Here is a 22,290-nt window from a genome sequence, read left to right as displayed (position 1 = left end):
TTTCACCCAATTTTGCCGATTCCTCCACCCCACACGCCTATTTTGTCTACACCTCAACACTCAACACTCAACACTCAACACTCAACACTCAACACTCAACACTCAACACTCAACACTCAACACTCAACACTCAACACACACACCCAAGCTACTCACCCTCGCTGAAGTCGATCCGTGACATATCCACAAGATCTTCACCAATAGGCACATCAGCAGCCAACAACCCCTGTGGCACCACTGTCATCACAGACACATACCCCTCGTCACCTTGCTCATTCTGAACATGCATATAATTGCCATCTAAACCTAACACGTTGAGCACGGTCCCTGCTGGCAACTGCTGCTTCGCAACCATCCTCCCGCGCGGATACCCCGGATACAAAGGAGTGTTCGGCTGCGCCACCTCCACATAGTCACCCACCCGGTACGCCCCATCCGCTGTCTCCACCGCCTGAGCCGTCCGCTCACGACTAAACCCAACAGGGTCTAACGGGTTTACCGGAAAACTTATCTGCGCGTCCGGCTCATCAATACCACAACTCACTAAAGCCACACCACTGGCCATCACTAAAATCATTCGAGGGTTCATACCCACCATCATGCACCCACCTATCACTCCCGGTCAACCTCTTTACCTATCAACACACTCTAGTTAAGATTGTTATAAGATCAATAAAACAAAAATACGCGCAGGCTATTGCCAGCGCGTATCCTGAAAAATGCAAGTGCTATCCCCTCGCACCAAGGCTCAGCTAAATGCCAATTTCTTCACCGTAAACATCCACGTCGTCAGCTGGAATCGCTGCACCATCACGGATGTTGGCGAGTGTTCTCTGGCTCCCACGGCGCGTAGTCGGACCAGCTACCTTTTGCTTAATGGCTTCAGCCACACACGGCGCAACAGCAGCAACTCCCAAACAAAAGAGTGAGGCCGCCACAGGACGACGCGCTCCGCGGTGCATCATATCCCCGAGAAAAATTCCCGCTGCTGCCCCCAACAATGCTGGTGCTGCTGCAGAAGATTTTTCGGCCCAATTCTTGGAGGTTTCACAGTGTCCGTATTCCATGCACCAAAACTACGCTGTATCCCCTTCGAAAAAAAGCCAAAATCTTCAGCTTTTCTTATTTTCTAATAGAAAAAAAAATCACAGCGTCTGCCTATGGCACAAACCTACGCACTGATCCTTGCAGGCGGCAGCGGCACACGCTTCTGGCCACTCTCACGCGATGCAAAACCCAAACAGCTCCTTAACTTGTTAGGAGACAGCACCTTGCTAAACCAAACAATCGCCCGCCTCGATGGCCTCATCCCTAAGGAAAATATCCTCATCCTAACCAATGCTCTACAGATAGATGCAGTGCGTGAAGTTGCCAGTGAGCTCCCACCTGAAAACATCATCGCCGAACCAGCAAAGCGCGACACCGCCCCTGCCGTAGCACTCGGCGTTGGCCTCATCGCAGCTCGCGACCCAGAAGCCACCATGGTCGTACTCCCTGCCGACCAGCTGATCAATGATACCGAAAACTTCCACGGAGTCCTCAGCGACGCCATCACCACCGCCCAACAAACTCAATCCCTCATCACAATCGGTATCAAACCTACTTGGGCCTGCCCGTCATACGGCTACGTTGAGCGCGGTGGACCAAGCCCACTCGCACCCACGGGCCTCAAAAACATCCCACACGAAGTCACCTGCTTCCGCGAAAAACCAGCGCCCGCCCTCGCCGAAACATTCCTCAAACAAGGAAACTTTGCCTGGAATGCTGGGATGTTCATCTGGTCCATCCCCACAGTAACACACGAACTCTCACTCCATACCCCAGAGCTCGCCGACTTCATCCAAACACTCCAAGATTCTTCCAACCTCCCACAAACAATCGAAGACGACTTCCCTAACCTCACTCCCATCTCCATCGACTACGCCCTCATGGAAAAGGCCGCTCACGTCCTCAATATCGAGGCATCCTTCGATTGGGATGACGTCGGATCCTGGATCTCCGTCGCCAAATACCTCGACGACTCAGAAAATAATAACAAAACCAATAGCCCACTCGAAGAAGTCGAAAGCTCCAATAACATTATCTTCACCGAGTCAAAAAATACCCAAGTCGCCCTCCTCGGCGTCAACGACCTCATCGTCGTCCAAACCGGTGACTCCATCCTCGTCGCTAACCGCCACCAAGCAGACGATATCAAAAAACTCGTCGCAAAGCTTCCAAAAAACCTCACCTAACCACCCCACAGCATTCAGCATTCAGCATTCAGCATTCAGCATTCAGCATTCAGCAATCAGACCCCCTACCCCCGGGGGTGAAACTGATGGTGGATTCCCTTGAGCCGCTTCTGGTCCACATGGGTGTAGATCTGTGTCGTGGAAATGTCAGCATGCCCTAACATCTCCTGAATCACCCGCAGATCCGCACCATTCTCTAAAAGGTGTGTCGCAAAACAATGCCGTAGCAAATGCGGGTACATACTCGACTTAATGCCAGCACGCTGAGCGCGTTGCTTCACGATGGATCGCATCCTATCAGGACTGAGAGCCCCACCCCGAACCGAGATAAATAGATGTGAACGAGTCTTCGGCCGAACCAACTCACGTCGCTCCGCGCTCAGGTAAAGCTCAATCGCCTTCTGCGCTGACTCCCCCACTGGAACAATTCGCGTCTTGTTCCCCTTCCCAGTCACACGCACAAGATTCTCTTCCATATCATAATGCTCAATCCGAATCTGACAAATCTCAGACAAGCGTAAGCCAGACGCATAAAAAAGCTCCAATATCGCCCTATCACGCTTCCCCAAACGCTGACTCGTATCAATCGACTCTAATAAATCACCCACCAGCTGGGCCGATAGCGTGTCCGGTAAATAACTCTCCACCTTCGGCGCAATCAATGGCTCGGCAATGTCCGCACCCACCTTCGAGCGCGCCGCCAAATACCGGTAAAAAATCTTTAGGTGTACCACCAAGATCCTTAAGGAAGAATTCCCTAATCCCTCCTTCTTCCGGTAGCTAACAAACCTAGCTAACGAGTCCGTGTCATGATCCTGCAGACTCAATGACTGCCCTTCCGACCACCTCCGGAATGCCTCTAAACTCTGGCGCACAGAACTTTGATAAGCAGCTGAGAGACCGCGCTCGACCGCCAAATACATGATGAATTGTTCGATCTCTCTCTGCATCACTCGCCCTAACGCATTGCATCTAATAATTTATCGTGAATCCCTCCAAACCCACCATTGCTCAATACCGCTACCACATCTCCCTCCTGCGCCTGAGCACTCACATGGTCCACAATTTCTTCCACTGATTCATAGTACCAGCCAGGTGTCCCGCTAGCATTAACATCATCAATCAACACTTCTGGGGAAAGCCTATCCTCAAGCTCGACCTTCTCTGGATTTGGGACTCCAGCGACCACAGCCTTGTCAGCTCGCGATAATGCCTGCGCGAGCTCCTTCTGGAAAATATTGCGCCGTGTCGTGTTCGAACGTGGCTCAAATACCACCCATAGGTCTTTCGGATTGTACTTCTGGCGCAGCGCATCAATCGCTAAATCTATCGCCGTCGGATGATGCGCAAAATCATCCACCACCTTCACTCCATTCACTTCTCCACGTAATTGCTGACGCCTTGCAATCCCTTCAAACCCCATCAAACCATCGCGAATCACCTCTGCACTAAATCCTACAAATAGTGCCGAACATACGGCCATCGCAGCATTGCGCACGTTGAACTCACCAGACATTGGAATCGCATAGCGCTCACCCAGCAATGTGAAACGGCTCACCTCTCCCTCGTAAGAAACATCTTCAATCACCACATCACACTTTGTCGCAAACCCCACCGTCTGCACCGGAGCCGGAGACCCATCAGCAACTTCCAAACAGTTCGCATCGTCTCCGTTCACAAACGCCATACCACTCCTTGGCACGATGTTGAGTAACCTCCTAAATGTGAGCTTAATCTCATCAAGTGAGTTGTAGATATCCGCATGGTCAAACTCAATGTTGTTCACCACCACAACCTCCGGCAAATAATGCAAAAACTTCGATCGCTTATCAAAAAATGCCGTGTCATATTCATCCCCCTCCAACACCACAAAATCAGAGTCCGTAAAACGTGCCCCCTGACCCAAATTCGTCGGTATCCCACCAATCATGTGACTCGGGTTGCTTCCCGCAGACTCTAACAGCCAGGCCAGCATCGAAGATGTCGTGGTCTTACCATGCGTCCCAGATACCACCAAATTGCGCTTTCCTCTCAGAAAATGCTCCTTCAAAACCTCAGGTAAAGACACATAAAGCAACTTGCGATCCAAAGCGGCCTCAGCCTCCTCATTACCCCTACTAATCGCATTCCCAATCACAATCACATCCGTGTCCTCAGGAATGTGCTCAGCAGCAAATCCACTGCGAATCTCAACACCCTTTTCTTCCAAAAAAGTAGACATCGGTGGATACACATTCTGGTCTGAACCAGTAATCTGATACCCACGTTCCTTCATTGCTGCAGCTACTGATCCCATAGCTGTCCCACATACCCCCACAAAGTGGAAATTCTTCTTAGCACTCATTCTTCTTTCTTCTAAAATGCTGGAGCCGCGACTACGCCATTCTCCTTCTCCTCCTGACGCTTCAGTAGGATGCGATCCGCAATATCAGTCACCATTTGCTCTAAAAGCAATCGCAAATGACTCCCCGCACGATAATCCGCTGGCGCAATGTTGCGCACGCGATCCGATTTCGTGCTCAGTTGGTAGCATTTCTTGAAACTTTTCCGGCTCTCATCCTCAGGATTATACACCGCAATCGAGTGCCCACCATTGCGCTTCATCACCGTAAAACATGGCACATCCGTCGGGCCGTCCCCTAAATATACCATGTTGCCAAATGGTATCGGCCTCACATCCTTTGGCATGTGGTCATTCACATCCTCATCATGACCTAACAGCCCCTTGTTGATCCTAAATAAATACTGGGTCTTCGTTGTGTGAGAAATCACACGCTTCGGAAAACTAATCACACCATTGGCATTCTCACCATACTCACAACCATAGATCTCCCTGAAATACTTCGCCAAAGCACACCCATCCATCAAGGCCTTCAAACCCGACGACACAATGTAATGCTCAATCTTGATCCCCGCTGCCACATGCGCCTCACTTAAACACGCACCATCAATCTCCTCAAACATCTCAGGTAAACCCGGAAAAAAATTCAAGTTCTTCCCCAGCTCGTTCAAACGCGCATTCGATACCCCATCCATCGCTAAGTAATCTAACAAACACTTGAGGTAGGCCAACTCCCCATCCCACTTCTGCTCCCGCACCAAGGCATTACACTTCTCCCAAAACGATTCAGGCCGAATCCCAAATTCAGGAAATAACACATCGTCCTGCATAAAACTCGGACTCAAGGTCTGATCATAATCATATATCAACGCAATCGTGCTCTGGGGAATAGCCATAATAATTTAAACTAACCGTGACACCTCCTCCCTGGCAAACAAATTGCTTTGCGTGGCAATTTCCTCACCGATAAGGCCAAAGGATGCCCTGAATAGACATTCAGTCCACAGACTGTCGAAAAACCTCACCGAAGTTTCAGCACAAAGCCCAAAGCTGTGGAGCCAACTCTGGGGACTTATACCATTGAGCGAAACGGAATGGACATATGGTCGGAATGAGCTTGCAGAATATCAAGGCGGAGTGAAGGCCTCCCGCACGTGCGGGACAACTGAATGACAACGATGACATTCTGCAAGATAATCCGATTTACTCTAAAATCGCGTAGCGCAAACTTCACAAGACTCGACCACACTCCATTCGTCTATTCCGAGTCGAGAGATGGTATTACATCGCACTAGAGTGATTGACTCAAATCACTATCGATTGACGCAATTTCACATTATGATCGCACACTCCCTCCTGTGTAGTAGTCTGTACATTCAGACTCTATCCCAATGCACACCCGACACACCATCCTATTGCTCACCAGCCTGAGCCTCCCATTATTCGCTCAGCTCCCTGCAAACTACCAGCTAGCTGACGACTGGCTCCTCTCCCCCACCTCATACAAAGCATCCGTCACTCCCACTCAAGATGGTAATGCGATCACTTTCGGTAATGGCCTCTTCAGCAGAACAATCTCCACTTCAATAGGCTCCACAATCAATTACACAAACTCTATGACGGGCGAGTCTATTATCCGCACCGTCGAGCCAGAAGGCACCCTCACAATCGATGGCGAAACCTACTTCCTCGGTGGCGCCAAACCACTCAAAAATAAAGCCTTCCTCACCAAACCATGGCTACAAGAATTAAGCCCCCTCCCAAACAGTCTAAAGCTAACGAACTACGAAATCGGTGAGCCCACCGAGAGACTCAAATGGAAGCGAGTGCGCCACCACGAACCCGACGCCAAGTGGCCACCCGCCGGTAAAACTCTCCGACTCGATTACCAATTCACCCCTGAGGCACTCAGCGCAAGTGACCCGCTTCTCGCTTCCGATAGCGGCAGAAAGCAACACTTCAGCGACGACTTCACTAGCCTCAAAAAGGACTGGAAGATCCACGCGACCCAATCCACCGAACGCGCGAACTTCGAAAATGAAGGGAAAGCCGGTGAAATCTATACATTCCCCCACACCGCAGTATTCGCCGAACGCCCACTCCCCCCAGACACAGCTCTCGTTGAAGCGAGCATAAACGTCGGAACCGATACCTCAGCAAGCTGGGGCCCAGGCATTGGCCTCGTCTTCGACAATGGCAAAACCATCAAACTTAATATCCGCCACAACGATAAACACCACGTCCTCGGACTCTTCGATGGCTCTTCAGAACACACCCATGTCAACCAGACCTTCAAGCCCGACACGACAGCCCCAGTCCACCTCCGCGCACGCATCGATGGTTCCAAGATCACCTTCGATGCACGAAACTCTAACAGTAGTAGGTGGCACTCTATCACCTCACTCACTCCGCCCAAAACATTTGGTGCCCCAAAAGCATTCCGCGTCGGTAAAATGGCGCGCGACGGAGGCCCCACTGACCACGACGCCTCAGGTGAACACGTCAGGCTAAAGGTCGAAAACGTGGCATTCTACGGCCCCTACAAAAAACCAAAATCCCAAGCCAGCCCCATTCACCCACTCGCCCAACTCAAAGTCTCCGTCCACTACGAAATCTACGATGGCATCCCAGCTTTCAGCAAGTGGATCACTCTCACTAACAATGCAAAAACACCAATCAACCTAGACCGCTTCAACCTCGAGACCCTCTCGGTCGTTGAATATGAAAACCAAGTAGAGCTGCGTGACGGTGTCCCTGTCCTCGCACCACGTGTCCTTCACGCAGAGACGGATATGGCCTTCGGTGGCTTCAGCCACCGCAATGCGAACCGCCACACCGTCAAGTGGCTCACCGATAAGTCCTACTCCACTCAAGTCAATTACCCCAAACAAACCCCCTGCGTTCTCAAAGTAGAACCCACATTTGGCCCTGACCAAACCATCGCTCCCACCACCACATTCGAGACCTTCCGCATGTTCCAGCTCGTCTACGACTCTGAAGAACGCGAGCGCCGCGGACTCGCCCTCAGAAAGATGTACCGCACCATAGCTCCATGGGTCACCGAAAACCCACTCATGCTCCACTGTAAGTCGTCTAACGAAAAGGTCGTAAAACGCGCTATCGACCAAGCCGCTGAGACCGGCTTCGAGATGGTCATCCTCTCCTTTGGTTCCGGGTTCAATTCAGAAAATGACGACCCCAACTACCTCGCCCATTGGAAGAAAATCAACGACTACGCACTCAGCAAAAATATCCACCTAGGTTCCTACTCACTCTATTCTTCACGCAGCGCCGGCAAGGGCAATGACATCATCCCCCCAAAAGGAATGCGCAACGCCCATGGTAGATGCCCTGCCATCACCTCTCCGTGGGGCCAAAAATATATCGCAAAGCTCTACAACTTATTCAAAACCACCGGCTTCATGGTCTTCGAAAATGATGGGACCTACCCAGGTGATGTCGACACCACACCGCGCCCCCCACTCCAAAAAGGCGTCAATGACTCACGCTGGGTCCACTGGAGAATCTGGACCGACTTCTATAAGTTCCTGCGCAGCCGTGGAGTCTATTTTAATCTCCCAGATTATTACTACCTATCAGGTGCTAACAAATGTGGCATGGGCTACCGCGAGGTCAATTGGTCGCTGCCCCGCGAACAACAACGCATTATCACCCGCCAAAACATCTACGACGGCACTTGGAAGAAACCCCCCTCGATGGGTTGGATGTTTGTCCCCCTCACCCAGTACCACGGAGGTGGAGCCGCAGCCACAATCGAGCCACTGAACCAACACCTCGACCATTACGAAATCATGATGAAGTCGAACCTCGGACTAGGTGTCCAAGCCTGCTATCGAGGCCCCAGACTCTACGATACTGAGGCCACCAAAACCATGGTCACAAACACAGTCGCTTGGTTCAAAAAACACCGAGACATTCTCGAGTCAGACCTCATCCATGGCCGCCGAGCTGATGGGATAGACCTCGACTGGATGCTCCACGTCAACCCCGCACTCGAAGAGCGCGCCCTCCTCTCAGTCTACAACCCAACCGACAAAGCCATCACTAAAACAATCCAAGTCCCCCTCTACTACTCCGGTCTTCAAGGCACCGCCACCTACAGCACCAATGGTGGTGCATCCAAAACACTCTCGCTGGACTCAAGCCAACGCGCGTCCCTCGAAGTGAGCGTCCCCGCTAATGGCTATTCCTACATCATCTGGAAAAAGAACTAAGCCAACATTGCTACCACACCTATGAAATTTTTCCAGCTCACCACCTGTGCTCTAGCCTGTCTGCTCAGCACCCTAAAAGCTCAGCGTGAATACAACCAAGACGCAACCAGCCCCACCAACACCACACTAGTTTGAGTCCTTAAGTATATGCCTCGCCATTCTCCCCACATAACCAGTGTCACTACTTAACTTTTCTAGTGGCACTTGAAATTCTGCCCCAGTCCCCGTCCAATCAATAACATTGAGAACACTCAGGATCGCATAACTATCGCCACCTAACATTTCCCTCAGAGCCTTGATTGCTTTGTCCGACACTCCATGGCGCAAGAGTGCATTGGCTGCAAATGCACGCACTTCATGAGATGCGTCGTCGAGAAGGGGCTCTAACACCTCCTTGTCACTGGGCTTATTGAGTGAGGTCAACCCTAGGACTCCCCAATAGCGTATACCTGAATCAGCAGACTCCAGTAAGGAGACTAATTGAGAGTGGTCATCAGAGCTTGGCGCCTTTGCAAGTTCAGAGGCTTCGAGGTATGCTTCTAATGGGTAAGTTTCAGGGTTTCTGATGTACGCATAGAGAGTCGTGTGAGCCTTCTCAGCGCGATGTAATAATTCAGCTTCGCCCAGCAAACCACTGTCAAAGTTTTGCAGCTGCCAATCTCTGAGAGCCTGCCGCAACTCTTGAATGACTTCTCTATAATCCTCATCACCCGCTAAGTTATGAATATTATGGGGATCCGCTAAGGTATCGTAGAGCTCTTCGCTTACCTTCTTTTCTTAAAACCACCGACCCGTCACTGAATCCGTCTTGCCATTCTTGAATTGATCATGCCACGCCACCGTTGCCCACATTTTCCATAAATATTCAAGGTGCTGGCCCCGAGGAACATGCGGCATATAGTTACGAATGTAGAGGAAACGTTTCGTGCGAACTGCCCGTACATTATCAATCCGTTCATCCATTCTGCCTCGATAGCTAAAGTGATAGTCGCGTTCTGCTCTGTCAGATTCACCCAAGAACACCCTTCCCTGAAATCTAGCCGGAGGCTCAATACCAGCAATGGAAAGCCACGTTGCAGGCATGTCTACAAAACTCACTAATTGATCCACTACCATCCCAGTTTTTTCCGCTGGCCATAGATCCTTATACTTCTCCGGTATCATGATGATCAATGGACAATGAATACCACTATCATAAAGGAAACGCTTCGATCGAGGCATCACACCACCATGATCTGAGTTGAACACAACGATCGTGTTTTCTTTCAAGCCATGCTCTTCTAAACTGCGTAATGCCCTTCCCACCATCGCATCCATCTCATGCACAGCTGAATGGTATTTGGCATAATTTTTCCTGATTACCTCCGTCTCAGGATGGTACAAAGCCAAGCGAACTTTTGCGGGATCATGATCGAGCTTCTCCAGTTCCCCTTGCGCCCTACTCTCGTGTGATTGCCCAAAATTGATCACCTGAAAAAATGGCTGACTCTCACGCAGAGTCTTCCATTGCAAGACCTTGCTGTCCCAACAATCACCGTCAGGTCGTCCCCCAATGTTATAGTCAGTCTTCTTTACGTTAGAGCAATAGTAGCCGTGCGACCTCAGATAGTCAGGGTAATATTTGATCCTGCCATGTGGAATCACATTGCGCGACCGCATAGGCAGCGTCCCCAATGAAGCCGCATGCATTCCCGTTATCCACGTACTTCTCGATGGGGCACAGACAGGCGCGTTTGCAAAACAATGCGTGTAACGAAAACCATCTAACGCCATCTTATCAATATGGGGCGTATCCGCATGCGGGTTACCATAGCAACCAATCCACGACACATTGCTATCCTCACACGTCAACCAAAGTATGTTCGGCTTCTCGCTACCTCTCACCATCAACATGATCACCAGATTCAATAAGAGCGCCCATACCACTACTTTTCCATACATAACCCTATCCAACTGACGATCACCCCTAAACAACAGAAAATTCCAACGATATATCACGCAAATACGCTTCACAGAATGGACCTCCCTCACCCTCAATGAGCAAAAATCTACCCATCCCACTACAACTCTACATCAAATCATAAATATGTGTCGAAATATCATATACCAATCCTAGCGGTTTGCCCTAGGATGATGGATGACACCACACCCATCCCACTATGATTCGATTCCAAAAACTCGCTACCACCGCGCTCGCTCTCACCCTTAGTTCACTCAGCTACGGACAGATGGAGCGCGACCCCGAAACCAATCTCGTCATCCCAAGTAAAGGTCAGCTCGCCTGGCATGAAGATGAAGTCGGGGTCTTCTATCACATGAACCCAACGTTTCCCTTAGAGAATATGAGCTTCTCTAACTTTGATCCTGTCAAGATCATCGATGCCGCAGAAAGCGTGGGAGCAAAGCATATCGTTATCGTGTGTAAGCACGTCAATGGCTTCTGCTGGTGGCCAACAAAAGCCACAAAGCCAGGCGACTCAGCAAACACTAAAAATATCGCTCTCACTCCATTCAAAAATGGCAAAGGCGATGTCGTTAAAGAAATCTTCGAGGAAGCGCGCAAACGCGGCATCCGCCCAGGTGTCTACCTCGCCACCCGAGATGACCACTTCGGCGCCGGAGAGAAAGGCGCCTACAAAGACCAAAAAGTCTACAACGACTACTACATGACCCAAGCCACCGAGCTCGCTACCCAATACGGACCACTCGCCGAATGGTGGGTCGATGGATCCTCAAATCCAGCACTCGGCAAACGCCTCCATGCACTTCTCCAAAAACACCAGCCCGATGCTGTGGTCTTCCAGAGCACCTATGCCACAATCCGCTGGGTCGGTAACGAACATGGCCACTCGCCCTACCCAATCTGGAATCCCATCGAACAAGAGGTTTGGGACCGCATCCACCTCAAAGCTGGACGCTCCGTCACCACCGGAAACCCAGATGGCGTACGCTGGGTCCCCGCAGAGGTCGACACCACATTCACCTCGGGCTGGTTCGGTGGAGCACCTCGCTCGCTCGATGACCTCAAGGATGTCTTCTACCACAGCGTTGGAAATGGTGTTGGCCTCCTCATCAACTTCCCCGTCCAGAAAGATGGAACCATCCACCCAGACGTCCTCCAGCGTGCCGCCGAATTTAAGGATTACATGGATAATGCCATTGGCCACAAACTCTATCAAATCAACGACCAGCAAGGCAAAGAAGTCACCCTCACCTTCGAAAAACCCGCGGAAGTCGACCACATCATCATTAAGGAAGACCTCCGCTTCGGAGAGCGTATCCGGAAGTTTAAACTCGAAGCCTTCGATGGCTCTCAGTGGTTCCCCGTCCGCGAAAATGGTGTCTCGCTCGGCTACCAACTCATTAATAAGTTAGAACCTACCGTCATCGAGAAAGTACGCCTCACCATCCTCGAGTCAGTCGGCACACCTAGAATCAAAGAAATCAGCGTCACCCGTTTCGGTCTCAAAAAACCAGATCTCACAGCCCCCACCGCTCCCACACATTTCACCGCCACCAGCCAAGGACGTAAAGTAACACTCAACTGGAGCCCCGCACAAGATCCAGAAACAGGTATCAAACAGTACCTCATCACACGCAATGGCAAACCACTCGCCACCACCACCCAAACAAACCACACAGATACCACAGCCACCGAGCTTACCAACTATACCTACAGCATCACTGCTCTCAACAACTCGGGCCTCACTCATGGGGATCCAGTAAGCACTAAAATCAAAACATCCGAGGACACCACCCCACCCACCGTCAAGGAAGTAAACACCCTGCCCGGCCGCACAGCCCTCGAAGTCGTCTTCGATGAAGCCGTCGACCCCGCCACCGCAGCTACCATCAAAAACTACGCCATCAGCGGCTTCGATGTCACTGCTGCCACCCTCTCCCCTAAGTCACCTCACATTGTCAATCTGAGCCTCGACTCACGCATCCCATGGGGCGCAAAAATTGAGCTCTTCCTGCGCAATATCACCGACACCGCAAAGGCAAAAAATGCCATCCCTGACGGTACAACCCACCCAGTCTATATCAATTCCTATGGACTCACCCGCCATTGGACAATGGACAAAGTCGTCGCTAACAAACTCGTCGATAGCGTCAAAGGAACCCAAACCCACGAAGGCACCATCCACGGAGCTACCCAAACAAAAGGTAAACTCGGAAATGCCCTCTTCTTCGATGGCAAGAGCTATGTCGACTGCAAGAACGCCGGCGTACAAACCAACTTCAGTATCGCCTTTTGGATCAAACCTAACAAGCTAAATGGCCAGCAAGTCATCTTCGCGAAAGAAGAAAATGGAAAGGCAGCCTATCAGTTCCGCATGGTCTCAGAAAAAGGCCGCCCCTACTTCCACATGAGCAACGAAAATGCCAAAGACTTTGGCCTCTGGAAATTCCAAGCAGAGCGTTCACTCAAGCCTAACACATGGAACCATGTGGCCATCGTCAACCAAGACAATACCTACACCCTCTACATCGATGGCCAAGTCGCTGCCACCAAGGAACTCGATGACTTCATCCAGCAACCCTATAACTTCACCCACTTCATCCTCGGCGCCAACTGGAGCCGTGGCATGAAGGACCCACGTAGCCACTTCTCCGGCGCCCTCGATGACTTCCGCATCTACACAGAAGTGCTCCCACACGAAGAAATCAAACTCCTCGCCGACGGCCAATAATATCGCGACCGAAAAACATCGCGGATGGATTTACCAATCGCCCGACCCACTTTCCCAACTATGAAAATCAACTATTGGATTTCTCTCCTCAGTCTCGCACTGAGCACCTACGCACCCGCTGAAACAACGCCCTCCCGCGCCCAGTGGCTCCAAGAGGCTACCCCGTCCCCCCACTAATTTCTAATTTCTAATTTCTAATTTCTGATTTCTGATTTCTGATTTCTGATTTCTGAAAACTGAAAACTGAAAACTGAAAACTCCCCCCACCACACACGCACACTCAGCTACCACACACCCATTTTTCCACAACCATGACACCACTCAAAATCGCAGGCATCGGCTGCGGAGAACGCACTTGGATCTACATGCAGCTCATCTCCGAGCGCCCCGAACAATTCCAAATCCTTGCCGCCGCAGACCCAGTCCCCGAATACCGAGAGCGCCTTGAGCAACTCTCTAACACACCCGAATTCCGCAGCTTCGATGATGCAAAAAGCTTCTTCACCGCAGGAAAAATTGCTGACCTCGTCATCATCGGCACTCAAGACAGGTACCACTTCGCCCCCTGTAAAAAAGCTCTAGAGCTGGGCTACGATATCGTCCTCGAAAAACCGATAGCCCCAGACCTCAACGAAGTACTCGAACTCGAGCAACGCGCACGCGAGCTCGGTCGCAAAGTCATGGTCTGCCACATCTACCGCTTCAACCCACTCTTCAACCAAGTCAAAGACCTCCTTAGCTCCGGCACCATTGGCGATCTGATCTCGATGAATGCCACCGAAGGCGTCGAGCCCTGGCACTTCGCCCATTCCTTCGTCCGTGGCCATTGGGCAAAAGAAGCCCAGTCAAACCCCATCATCATGGCCAAAACCTGCCATGACCTCGACCTCATCTCTTGGATGGTCGACTCCCCAGTCACCTCCGTCTCTAGCTTCGGAGAACTCCTTCACTTCACCCCACCAGAACAACCAGACCCCCAGCCTAACGCACTGTGCCCTAGCCTAACATCTGGTGAAATCACTACCCCCTATTGCGCCCTGCGCTACCTCCACGATAAAAAATTTCCCTGGCTCGCACAGATCTTCCCACGCGCCCACACCGCCACAGACCAAGAAATCCTCGATTGGCTCAAACAATCCCCCTGGGGACGCTCGGTCTACCATTGCGATAACGACGTCATGGACCACCAAACCGTCAACCTCCGCTTCGAAAATGGCGTCATCGTAAATCTTACCATGACCGCCTTCGAGACTGGACGTTTCTGGGAAATCCACGGTACCACTGGAACACTCAAACTTCACTTCATCCACGATGATAACCCATCGCTAGAAATTGTTATCAAAAAACACCATACCAACGAAATCACCCGCATCCCCATCGATGAACCACCCGGTGGCTATCGCTTCCACCACGAAGGCGGCGACGTCGGCATCATCGATGCCCTCTACCACGAAATGACTCTCCCACATAACCATCTCAAAAGCTCGATCACAAATTCACTCCAATCCCACCTCATGGCCTTCGCCGCCGAAATCTCCCGCAAACAAGCACGCGTCGTCCAAATCAAAGAGCTAATCACTCCCCCAAACAAGCAATGCTTGAAGCTTAAAGCATAGTCCCACTCTCCACACGCCGCTGTCCCTAACAATGCCTCTCATCGACCTCACTATCGTCATTGTCTACCTGCTGCTCATGACAGCCGTCGGGATGTGGGCATCTAAAAAAGCAAGTGGCTCCACTGACGAATACTTCCTCGGCGGTCGTTCCATGCCCTGGTGGTTGTTAGGCATCTCTGGCATGGCTTCCTTCGTCGATGTCGGAGCCACCGCCCTCGTCTCAGGCATCCTCTACCTCCTCGGGATGAAAGGTATCTGGTTTATGTGGAATGGCCACATTGCCCTCCTGCTCTCCTTCCAGATGGTCTATGCTGCCAAGTGGATGCGGCGCTCTGGCTGCGCTACCAATGCCGAGTGGATGACCCTGCGCTTCGGCCGTGGCCGTCCAGGCAGCGCCGCTCGCGTCGCTACCGCCATCGGTGCTCTCGCCATCGCCATCGGCTTCATGCCCTTCTTCTGGCGTGGTGCCGGCGAGGTGCTCTCCGGGTTTATCCCCTTCTTTGAAGGCCAACAAAACCTAGCAGCTGCTTGCTTCTTCGGCCTCATCGCCCTCTACACCGTCAGCTCCGGCTTCCACGGCGTCATCTACACAGACTTCTTCCAAGCCTTCCTCATCCTCTTTCTCATCCTCTACGTTGCCACCCAAGCCCTCTACACAGGCACCCCCGAGTACTTCGCCCAACACGCTCCCGACGGTTGGTTTAACCCACACCCTAACGGTGCTACCGAATCCACCCCACGGGACTACTCAGGAGTGCAGGCCGCCAAGTCACTCATGGACCAACTCCCACTCCTTCTCCCTCTGGTTGGCTTTTGGTTCCTCAACAACATCCTCCAAGGTGCCGCCACTCCCTTCGATGCCTGGACCGCCCAGCGCTACTATGCCGCAAAAAATGAACGCGAGGCCTCGCTCGTCTCCGCACAGTGGATCTCACTCACCTCCCTCCGCTGGCTCCTACTCGCCGGCATTGCCGTCCTCGCCCTCCCCTACGCCATGGACATCGGCCACCCAGAAAAAACCTTCTCCACCGTCCTCACCAAGGTACTTCCTGTCGGCATCAGCGGACTCATGCTCGCAGCCCTCATCTCCGCTGGCATGTCCACTGTCGATACCACCGTCAATTCCTGTGCCGCCTACTACGTCAAAGATATCTACCAGCCCTTCATCAACCCTGATGCCTCAGAAAAAAAACTCACCCGCATCGCTCACATCGTCAGCTTCCTCATCCTCTTTGTAGGTGGACTGCTAGGTACCTTTGCCACCAACATCGATAGCGTCTGGAACTGGATCATTATGGGACTCTTCGTTGGCACCTTGCCACCTAACATCCTCAAGTGGTTCTGGTGGCGATTCAATGGTTGGGGCTTCGCCGGTGGCTGCATCTCTGGCTTCCTAGCAGCCCTCGCCACCTTCCTTCCCGTCATCCAAAACCTCAAGGCCAACCTCACCACTTCCATCCCATTGTTAGGTGCCGACCAGATCTTCACCTTCAGCTTCGTCTTCATTATCGCCACTCTCGGCACCATCACCTTCACCCTCTGCAGCCAACCAACGAACCGAGACGAACTAGTCGCCTTCTACCAGAACACCCGACCCTTCGGCTTCTGGGGCCCCATCCGCGCAATCGCCGACTCCCATACCGTCGCCCATGCGAAAGCTGAAAATAAACGCGACATCGCTCTCCTCCCCATCGCATGCCTCTGGCATTTCAGCCTCTTCACCCTCTGGCCCTGCCTCATCTTTAAACAGTGGCACTTCGTCATCCCTCTCCTCGCCACCCTCCTCGTCACCGGCGGCCTACTCTGGAAGTTCTGGTATAAAAATTTGAAATCTCCAGACTAAACTCTCACCATCACTCCCATGCCTAGCAAACGCGTTGCCATCCTCATTGAAAGCTCCACCCAATACGGGCGCAACCTCCTCTTAGGCATTGCCAAGTTCGCCAGACTCCACGACTGGGACATCAAGTTCGAACAAGGCGGTATGAACCGACCAGAACCCGAATGGCTCAAAAATTGGGACGGCGATGGCGTCATCACACGCGTCAAAAATCCCAGCTACTCAAACGCTCTCGACCCCAAACGCACCGTCGTGATCAACAACTACTCTCCAGAAAGTTGTGCCGATGGCGTCCACTTCTACACCCCCACCGACAATGGCGCTTCAGTAGGTAATGTCGCCGCCGACTACTTCGTCACCAAAGGCTACCGAAATTTTGCCTACATCGGCATCTCTGACGCCCCCTACTCCCCCCTCCGCCAACAAGGCTTTGAAGAAGCTCTCGCTAAAAAGCAACTCACTTGCCAGGTCCACCTCGACCCAGAACACCCAGGTGACCAGTTAGAGCAAACCCGCCAAGACCAACTCACCTTCCTCAAAAGCCTTCCACTCCCCTGCGCCATCTTTGTCGCCAACGACAGCCGTGCCACCGAAATCCTCAACCTCTGCAATGCCAATGGCCTCTCCATCCCCAAGGACATCGCCATCATCGGTGTCGATAACGATGAGGTCATCTGCTCGCTCTGCGCCCCCACACTCTCGAGCATCTCGCCCAATGTTACCCAAATGGGCTGGGACATGGCCGCCCACCTCGATGCCCTCATGAACCATACCTCCCCCCCTGAGCGCAAACCCGTCCCCGCCATCCAAGTCTTCGAACGCCAATCCACAAAAATTGAAGCCGTCGACGACAGCGCCGTCACCCGCGCCACACGCATCATCCAAAACTCGGTCACCACCATGCCCAGCATCGAGGACATTGCCCGCGCATCCGGAGTCTCACGCCGCACCCTCGAACGAAAATTTCAGGAAAACCTCAAACTCTCGGTCAAAGCCTACATCAACCAAACCCTCATGGCGCGTGCCAAAACCCTCCTCCTCGACACCCACTTCACCGTCGAACACATCGCCCGCCAACTCGGCATCTCCCATATGCAAAAATTCTACCACCTCTTCGCCAAAGAAACTGGCACCACCCCAGGCAACTTCCGCCAATCCCACCAATAACCCCCAACTGCAATCTTCAATCTTCAATCTTCAATCTTCAATCTCTTCCCCCTTTCTCCCTAATTTCCCGATCATTTCACATCAGATTCCCCACTTATGGGTACCAATCTGATATTTATGCACGCTATAACATCCCGATCCCTATGCTTGGCGATAGCCGCCACCCTCAGCCCACTCGCAATGGCTTCCCCCGTTGACTCCGTCATCCCACTGCCTGCCGAGGTTACCGAACTCAATGGCGCACTTGCTCTCAACGCCAACACCAAGATCTCTGGCCCCGCCAAAGAAGCCCAACAATTGCTCGATGGCATCACCGCCCTCACCGGCCTCAAACCGAGCATCACCAGGGACCAAGCCGCTATCAACCTCGTGCTGGCAGCCGACTCATCCCTCGGCCCCGAGGCCTACACCCTTGAAGTCACCACGGCCGGCGCGAACATCACCGCCAGCACCCCCACCGGTCTCTTCTACGGCACGCAGACCCTCCTCCAGATGATCGATCCCACTGGCAACAATGCCTGGGAAATCCCCGCTGCCAAAATCAATGACGCCCCGCGCTTCCCCTGGCGTGGACTCATGCTCGATGAAGCCCGCCACTTCCAAGGCAAAGACTTTGTCCTCGCCTTGCTCGATAACATGGCCGCCCGCAAAATGAATAAATTCCACTGGCACCTCACCGACGATGAAGGCTGGAGGATCGAAATCAAAGCCTACCCGAAACTCACCGAAATTGGTGCCTGGCGCGGTAATGGCACCCCCATGCCAAACGTGAAGTGGCGCGCAAAACAAGGATCCGACAAAGGACCAAAATACGGCGGCTTCTACACCCAAGAGGAGATCAAAGAAATCGTCGCCTACGCCACCGAACGCCATATCGAAGTCATCCCTGAGATCGATATGCCGGGCCACGTCACCGCCATCACCACCGCTTACCCAGAAACCCTCCCCACCATCGACCCCACCATCAAGCGCAAGAGCAAAGAAAGTGGCAATAAGTCGCGTCCACTTGCGGAGCTTGCCGAAATTCCCACCGCCTATCGCTCAAATGCCCTCTCGGTGGTCAATGAAAAGAACTACGAGATGATCGAGCAGATCGTCAAAGAAGTCACCTCTCTCTTCCCTAGCAAGTACTACCACCTCGGTGGCGATGAAGTCCACACCACCCTCTGGGAACACTCGCCAGAACATATCGCCTACATGGAAAAACAAGGCATGACCGAGTTCTTCCAGCTCCAAAACATGTTCATGCTGCGCATGGAAAAATTACTCAAGAAATACGGCCGCACCATGGTCGGTTGGAACGAAATCATGAAAGGTGGTCAACTCTCAAAGGACACCGTCGTCATGGCTTGGCTCGGAATCAACCCAGGCATCAAAGCCGCCCAAGCTGGTCACCCAACCATCATGGCTGTCTCCCCACACAATTACTTCGACATGATCTACCCAGGCCAAGGGGAACGCAAAGGCAATAGCTGGGCAGGCCCTATCGATTCCAAACGCGCCTACGAATGGAACCCACTCTTCGAGTCCCAGCTTACCCCAGAACAAAGCAAGCTCATCCTCGGCGTGCACGCCTGTGTCTGGTCCGAGTTCGTACCCGATCCACAAGACGCCTCCTACAAGTTCTGGCCACGTGCCTGCTCCACCGCTGAAGTCGCCTGGTCACCACAATCAAAACGCGATTGGTCAAACTTCCGAGACCGCCTCGGCAAGCACCTCAAGTACTTCGATATCAATGGCACCTACTACCGCGTTGCCCCACCACGATTCACCCTCCACAAAGGCAGGGTCACTATCACCCCAGCCTTCGACAACCTAACAACTAAGTACTCCATCGATGGCTCAGACCCAAAAAATGGAAAAGTCTATCAGGGTGAATCCCTCACCGCAGAAGCTGCCAAAAACATCAAGGCCATCACTATTGCTGGCAATGGGAATCCCTCCATCCTTGTCGACCAAGCCACCCGCGACGTGCTCGGCAAATTCCGCCTCCACGCCAAAAAACTCAGCGTCACCACCAAGACCGATGTTAGCGCAACCCTCGATGCCCCAGGCTCCTGGCAGGTGATCCTCAAGCAGACAAAAGGCACCACCCCATCCACCATCACAAAGGTCACACTCCTCGCCAACGACGCACCACTCGTCACCCAAGACGCCAATGCCCCACTCGGCCCTAACAAGGAAGCCTCCGTCACGCTGGACGTCCCGAAAGTCGAACAAGGAACCACCTACACCCTCCAAGTCACCCTCGAACGCCCACAGTCGAAACAAAAAATCAAAAGCATGGGCGAAATCACCTTCGACACCCTCTAACTCCACCCATTCCGCCATCAGCCATCAGCAATCAGCCATCAGCCATCAGCCATCAGCCATCAGCCATCAGCCATCAGCCATCAGCCATCAGCCATCAGCCATCAGCCATCAGCCATCCGCAATCAGCCAATCTTCAATCTTCAATCTTCAATCTTCAATCTTCAATCTTCAATCTTCAATCAGCAATCCGCCGGGCATTTTTTTTGCCATCACCCATCACACATGCTAATACATATTAGACTAGTGTTCCCCTACCTAACAAAACCTATGAAACCACTCCTTCTCACTCTCGGCGTCCTCCTCCCACTCAGCACCCTTAGCATGGCAGACGACAAAACCGCACCACTCAATGTCACCATCGACACCCCCACACCCGCCTGGGCGCTCAAGGTCCTGAGCATCCACCAGAAAGACAAGACACTCATCGTCATCTGCGAGGCCACCAGCCGCGAGGGCATCTTCCCCTCTGTCATGGCCACCGCCTCAGCAACCGCAAAAATCCCCAATGAGCTCGCGGAGCTCAAACGCGAAATCTACGTCCTCGGCCAGTCCTGGAACTACAACAAAGGCTACACCCCCATCACCGCAGACCGCATCCCAACCCTCACCAAAGACAGCACCGAAATATGGGCCGCACCTAAAAAATGGAGCGCCGATGACCTCATCGGCCTCAGCCCCGAAGACGCAATCGCCCTCGCCAAAAAACACAAAACTCCCGCACGTGTCGTCGAGATCGATGGCAAACCGCAGCCCGTCACCCTAGACATCCGTCCCGGCCGCCTCAACCTCAGCGTCACCAACAACAAAGTCACCAAAGTCGCCATTGAAGGTCAGCCCGCCGCACCTAAAAAATGGAGCGCCAACGACCTCATCGGCCTCAGCCCCGAAGACGCAATCGCCCTCGCCAAAAAACACAAAACCCCAGCACGCGTCGTCGAGATCGATGGCAAACCGCAGCCCGTCACCCTAGACATCCGCCCCGGCCGCCTCAACCTCAGCGTCACCGACAACAAAGTCACCAAAGTCGCCATTGAAGGCCAGCCCGCCGCACCCAAAAAATGGAGTGCCAACGACCTCATCGGCCTCAGCCCAGAAGACGCAATCGCCCTCGCCAAAAAGCACAAAACTCCCGCACGTGTCGTCGAGATCGATGGCAAACCGCAGCCCGTCACCCTAGACATCCGCCCCGGCCGCCTCAACCTCAGCGTCACCGACAACAAAGTCACCAAAGTCGCCATTGAAGGTCAGCCCAACGCACCTAAAAAATGGAGCGCCGACGACCTCATCGGTCTCAGCCCAGAGGACGCAATCGCCCTCGCCAAAAAGCACAAAACTCCCGCACGTGTCGTCGAAACCGATGGCAAACCGCAGCCCGTCACCCTAGACATCCGTCCCGGCCGTCTCAACCTCAGCGTCACCAACAACAAAGTCACCAAAGTCGCCATTGAAGGTCAGCCCGCCGCACCCAAAAAATGGAGCGCCTACGACCTCATCGGCCTCAGCCCCGAAGACGCAATCGCCCTCGCCAAAAAACACAAAACCCCAGCACGCGTCGTCGAAATCGATGGCGCTCCCCAAGTCGTCACCGAAGACTTTCGACCCGGCCGCCTCAACCTCAGCGTTACCAACAACAAAGTCACCAAAGTCAAAGCCGAATAACCCCACCCCACCCCACTCATTTCTGATTTCTGAAAACTGAAAACTTCTCCTGCCCCCTGACCCCTGACTCCTGACTCCTGACTCCTGACTCCTGACTCCTGACTCCTGACTCCTGACTCCTGACTCCTGACTCCTGACTCCTGACTCCTGACTCCTGACTCCTGACTCCTGACTCCTGACTCCTGACTCCT

Annotated in this window: 15 protein-coding genes; 8 read left to right on the top strand and 7 right to left on the bottom strand. The window is 52.8% G+C overall.

Going from position 1 to position 22,290, the window contains the following annotated elements; all coding sequences use genetic code 11:
• Positions 1-148 precede the first annotated feature (148 nt).
• A complete protein-coding gene (locus ACFSW8_RS03245; RefSeq protein WP_377090125.1) occupies positions 149-589 on the bottom strand; it encodes an SH3 domain-containing protein in 441 nt (146 codons plus the stop codon).
• A 163-nt stretch (positions 590-752) separates the two neighbouring features.
• Positions 753-1,067, bottom strand: coding sequence for a hypothetical protein (locus tag ACFSW8_RS03240; protein ID WP_377090124.1), 315 nt, complete (start codon positions 1,065-1,067; stop codon positions 753-755).
• Between the two features lie 93 nt (positions 1,068-1,160).
• Here ACFSW8_RS03240 and ACFSW8_RS03235 point away from each other — a divergent pair, with 93 nt between their 5' ends.
• Entirely contained in the window at positions 1,161-2,234 is a 1,074-nt protein-coding gene (locus tag ACFSW8_RS03235) for a mannose-1-phosphate guanylyltransferase (protein ID WP_377090123.1), read from the top strand.
• A gap of 65 nt (positions 2,235-2,299) precedes the next feature.
• Here the strand turns inward: ACFSW8_RS03235 and ACFSW8_RS03230 are convergent, their stop codons facing one another.
• The 3 genes from ACFSW8_RS03230 to ACFSW8_RS03220 are packed head-to-tail and all read right to left on the bottom strand — an operon-like array spanning position 2,300 to position 5,471.
• The gene (locus ACFSW8_RS03230) at positions 2,300-3,184 is read right to left on the bottom strand and encodes a tyrosine recombinase (RefSeq protein ID WP_377177423.1); all 885 of its coding nucleotides are present in this window, start codon (positions 3,182-3,184) and stop codon (positions 2,300-2,302) included.
• 8 nt (positions 3,185-3,192) lie between these two features.
• Complete coding sequence (mpl, locus tag ACFSW8_RS03225) at positions 3,193-4,578, bottom strand: UDP-N-acetylmuramate:L-alanyl-gamma-D-glutamyl-meso-diaminopimelate ligase (RefSeq protein ID WP_377090121.1); 1,386 nt, start codon at positions 4,576-4,578, stop codon at positions 3,193-3,195.
• A gap of 11 nt (positions 4,579-4,589) precedes the next feature.
• A complete protein-coding gene (locus tag ACFSW8_RS03220; protein WP_377090120.1) occupies positions 4,590-5,471 on the bottom strand; it encodes an HAD family hydrolase in 882 nt (293 codons plus the stop codon).
• Positions 5,472-5,966: 495 nt separating this feature from the next.
• Between ACFSW8_RS03220 and ACFSW8_RS03215 the strand changes: the two genes are divergently transcribed.
• Complete coding sequence (locus ACFSW8_RS03215; protein WP_377090116.1) at positions 5,967-8,810, top strand: hypothetical protein; 2,844 nt, start codon at positions 5,967-5,969, stop codon at positions 8,808-8,810.
• Between the two features lie 126 nt (positions 8,811-8,936).
• Here ACFSW8_RS03215 and ACFSW8_RS03210 read toward each other — a convergent pair whose 3' ends face one another.
• Positions 8,937-9,488: a HEAT repeat domain-containing protein gene (locus ACFSW8_RS03210; protein ID WP_377090115.1), complete on the bottom strand. Its 552-nt coding sequence runs from the start codon at positions 9,486-9,488 to the stop codon at positions 8,937-8,939.
• A 99-nt stretch (positions 9,489-9,587) separates the two neighbouring features.
• Positions 9,588-10,751, bottom strand: a complete 1,164-nt coding sequence (locus tag ACFSW8_RS03205; RefSeq protein WP_377177421.1) for a sulfatase family protein — start codon at positions 10,749-10,751, stop codon at positions 9,588-9,590.
• Positions 10,752-10,969: 218 nt separating this feature from the next.
• Here ACFSW8_RS03205 and ACFSW8_RS03200 point away from each other — a divergent pair, with 218 nt between their 5' ends.
• The 6 genes from ACFSW8_RS03200 (at position 10,970) to ACFSW8_RS03175 (ending at position 22,099) form a co-directional block, all read left to right on the top strand.
• On the top strand, positions 10,970-13,504 hold the full coding sequence (locus ACFSW8_RS03200; protein ID WP_377090113.1) for a LamG-like jellyroll fold domain-containing protein: 2,535 nt from the start codon (positions 10,970-10,972) through the stop codon (positions 13,502-13,504).
• Between the two features lie 311 nt (positions 13,505-13,815).
• A complete protein-coding gene (locus ACFSW8_RS03195) occupies positions 13,816-15,120 on the top strand; it encodes a Gfo/Idh/MocA family protein (RefSeq protein WP_377090111.1) in 1,305 nt (434 codons plus the stop codon).
• A gap of 31 nt (positions 15,121-15,151) precedes the next feature.
• Positions 15,152-16,963 carry a sodium:solute symporter family transporter gene (locus ACFSW8_RS03190; protein ID WP_377090110.1) on the top strand — a complete coding sequence of 604 codons (1,812 nt, stop codon included), beginning with the start codon at positions 15,152-15,154 and terminating at the stop codon, positions 16,961-16,963.
• Positions 16,964-16,981: 18 nt separating this feature from the next.
• Entirely contained in the window at positions 16,982-18,127 is a 1,146-nt protein-coding gene (locus ACFSW8_RS03185; protein WP_377090109.1) for a XylR family transcriptional regulator, read from the top strand.
• Between the two features lie 117 nt (positions 18,128-18,244).
• Positions 18,245-20,440: a beta-N-acetylhexosaminidase gene (locus ACFSW8_RS03180; protein ID WP_377090108.1), complete on the top strand. Its 2,196-nt coding sequence runs from the start codon at positions 18,245-18,247 to the stop codon at positions 20,438-20,440.
• Between the two features lie 267 nt (positions 20,441-20,707).
• Positions 20,708-22,099, top strand: coding sequence for a hypothetical protein (locus ACFSW8_RS03175; RefSeq protein ID WP_377090107.1), 1,392 nt, complete (start codon positions 20,708-20,710; stop codon positions 22,097-22,099).
• Positions 22,100-22,290 lie beyond the last annotated feature (191 nt).

The organism is Rubritalea tangerina (assembly GCF_042683245.1).
Lineage (GTDB): Bacteria > Verrucomicrobiota > Verrucomicrobiia > Verrucomicrobiales > Akkermansiaceae > Rubritalea > Rubritalea tangerina.
Note: the sequence above shows the minus strand (reverse complement) of the source record. Positions and strands in the feature narration are given on the sequence as shown.

Coding starts and splice junctions, on each gene's coding strand:
- ACFSW8_RS03200 (WP_377090113.1), top strand. CDS start 10,970: ATGATTCGATTCCAAAAACTCGCTACCACCGCGCTCGCTCTCACCCTT.
- ACFSW8_RS03240 (WP_377090124.1), bottom strand. CDS start 1,067: ATGGAATACGGACACTGTGAAACCTCCAAGAATTGGGCCGAAAAATCT.
- ACFSW8_RS03185 (WP_377090109.1), top strand. CDS start 16,982: ATGCCTAGCAAACGCGTTGCCATCCTCATTGAAAGCTCCACCCAATAC.
- ACFSW8_RS03245 (WP_377090125.1), bottom strand. CDS start 589: ATGAACCCTCGAATGATTTTAGTGATGGCCAGTGGTGTGGCTTTAGTG.
- mpl (WP_377090121.1), bottom strand. CDS start 4,578: ATGAGTGCTAAGAAGAATTTCCACTTTGTGGGGGTATGTGGGACAGCT.
- ACFSW8_RS03235 (WP_377090123.1), top strand. CDS start 1,161: ATGGCACAAACCTACGCACTGATCCTTGCAGGCGGCAGCGGCACACGC.
- ACFSW8_RS03205 (WP_377177421.1), bottom strand. CDS start 10,751: ATGTATGGAAAAGTAGTGGTATGGGCGCTCTTATTGAATCTGGTGATC.
- ACFSW8_RS03215 (WP_377090116.1), top strand. CDS start 5,967: ATGCACACCCGACACACCATCCTATTGCTCACCAGCCTGAGCCTCCCA.
- ACFSW8_RS03180 (WP_377090108.1), top strand. CDS start 18,245: ATGCACGCTATAACATCCCGATCCCTATGCTTGGCGATAGCCGCCACC.
- ACFSW8_RS03175 (WP_377090107.1), top strand. CDS start 20,708: ATGAAACCACTCCTTCTCACTCTCGGCGTCCTCCTCCCACTCAGCACC.
- ACFSW8_RS03220 (WP_377090120.1), bottom strand. CDS start 5,471: ATGGCTATTCCCCAGAGCACGATTGCGTTGATATATGATTATGATCAG.
- ACFSW8_RS03195 (WP_377090111.1), top strand. CDS start 13,816: ATGACACCACTCAAAATCGCAGGCATCGGCTGCGGAGAACGCACTTGG.
- ACFSW8_RS03190 (WP_377090110.1), top strand. CDS start 15,152: ATGCCTCTCATCGACCTCACTATCGTCATTGTCTACCTGCTGCTCATG.
- ACFSW8_RS03230 (WP_377177423.1), bottom strand. CDS start 3,184: ATGCAGAGAGAGATCGAACAATTCATCATGTATTTGGCGGTCGAGCGC.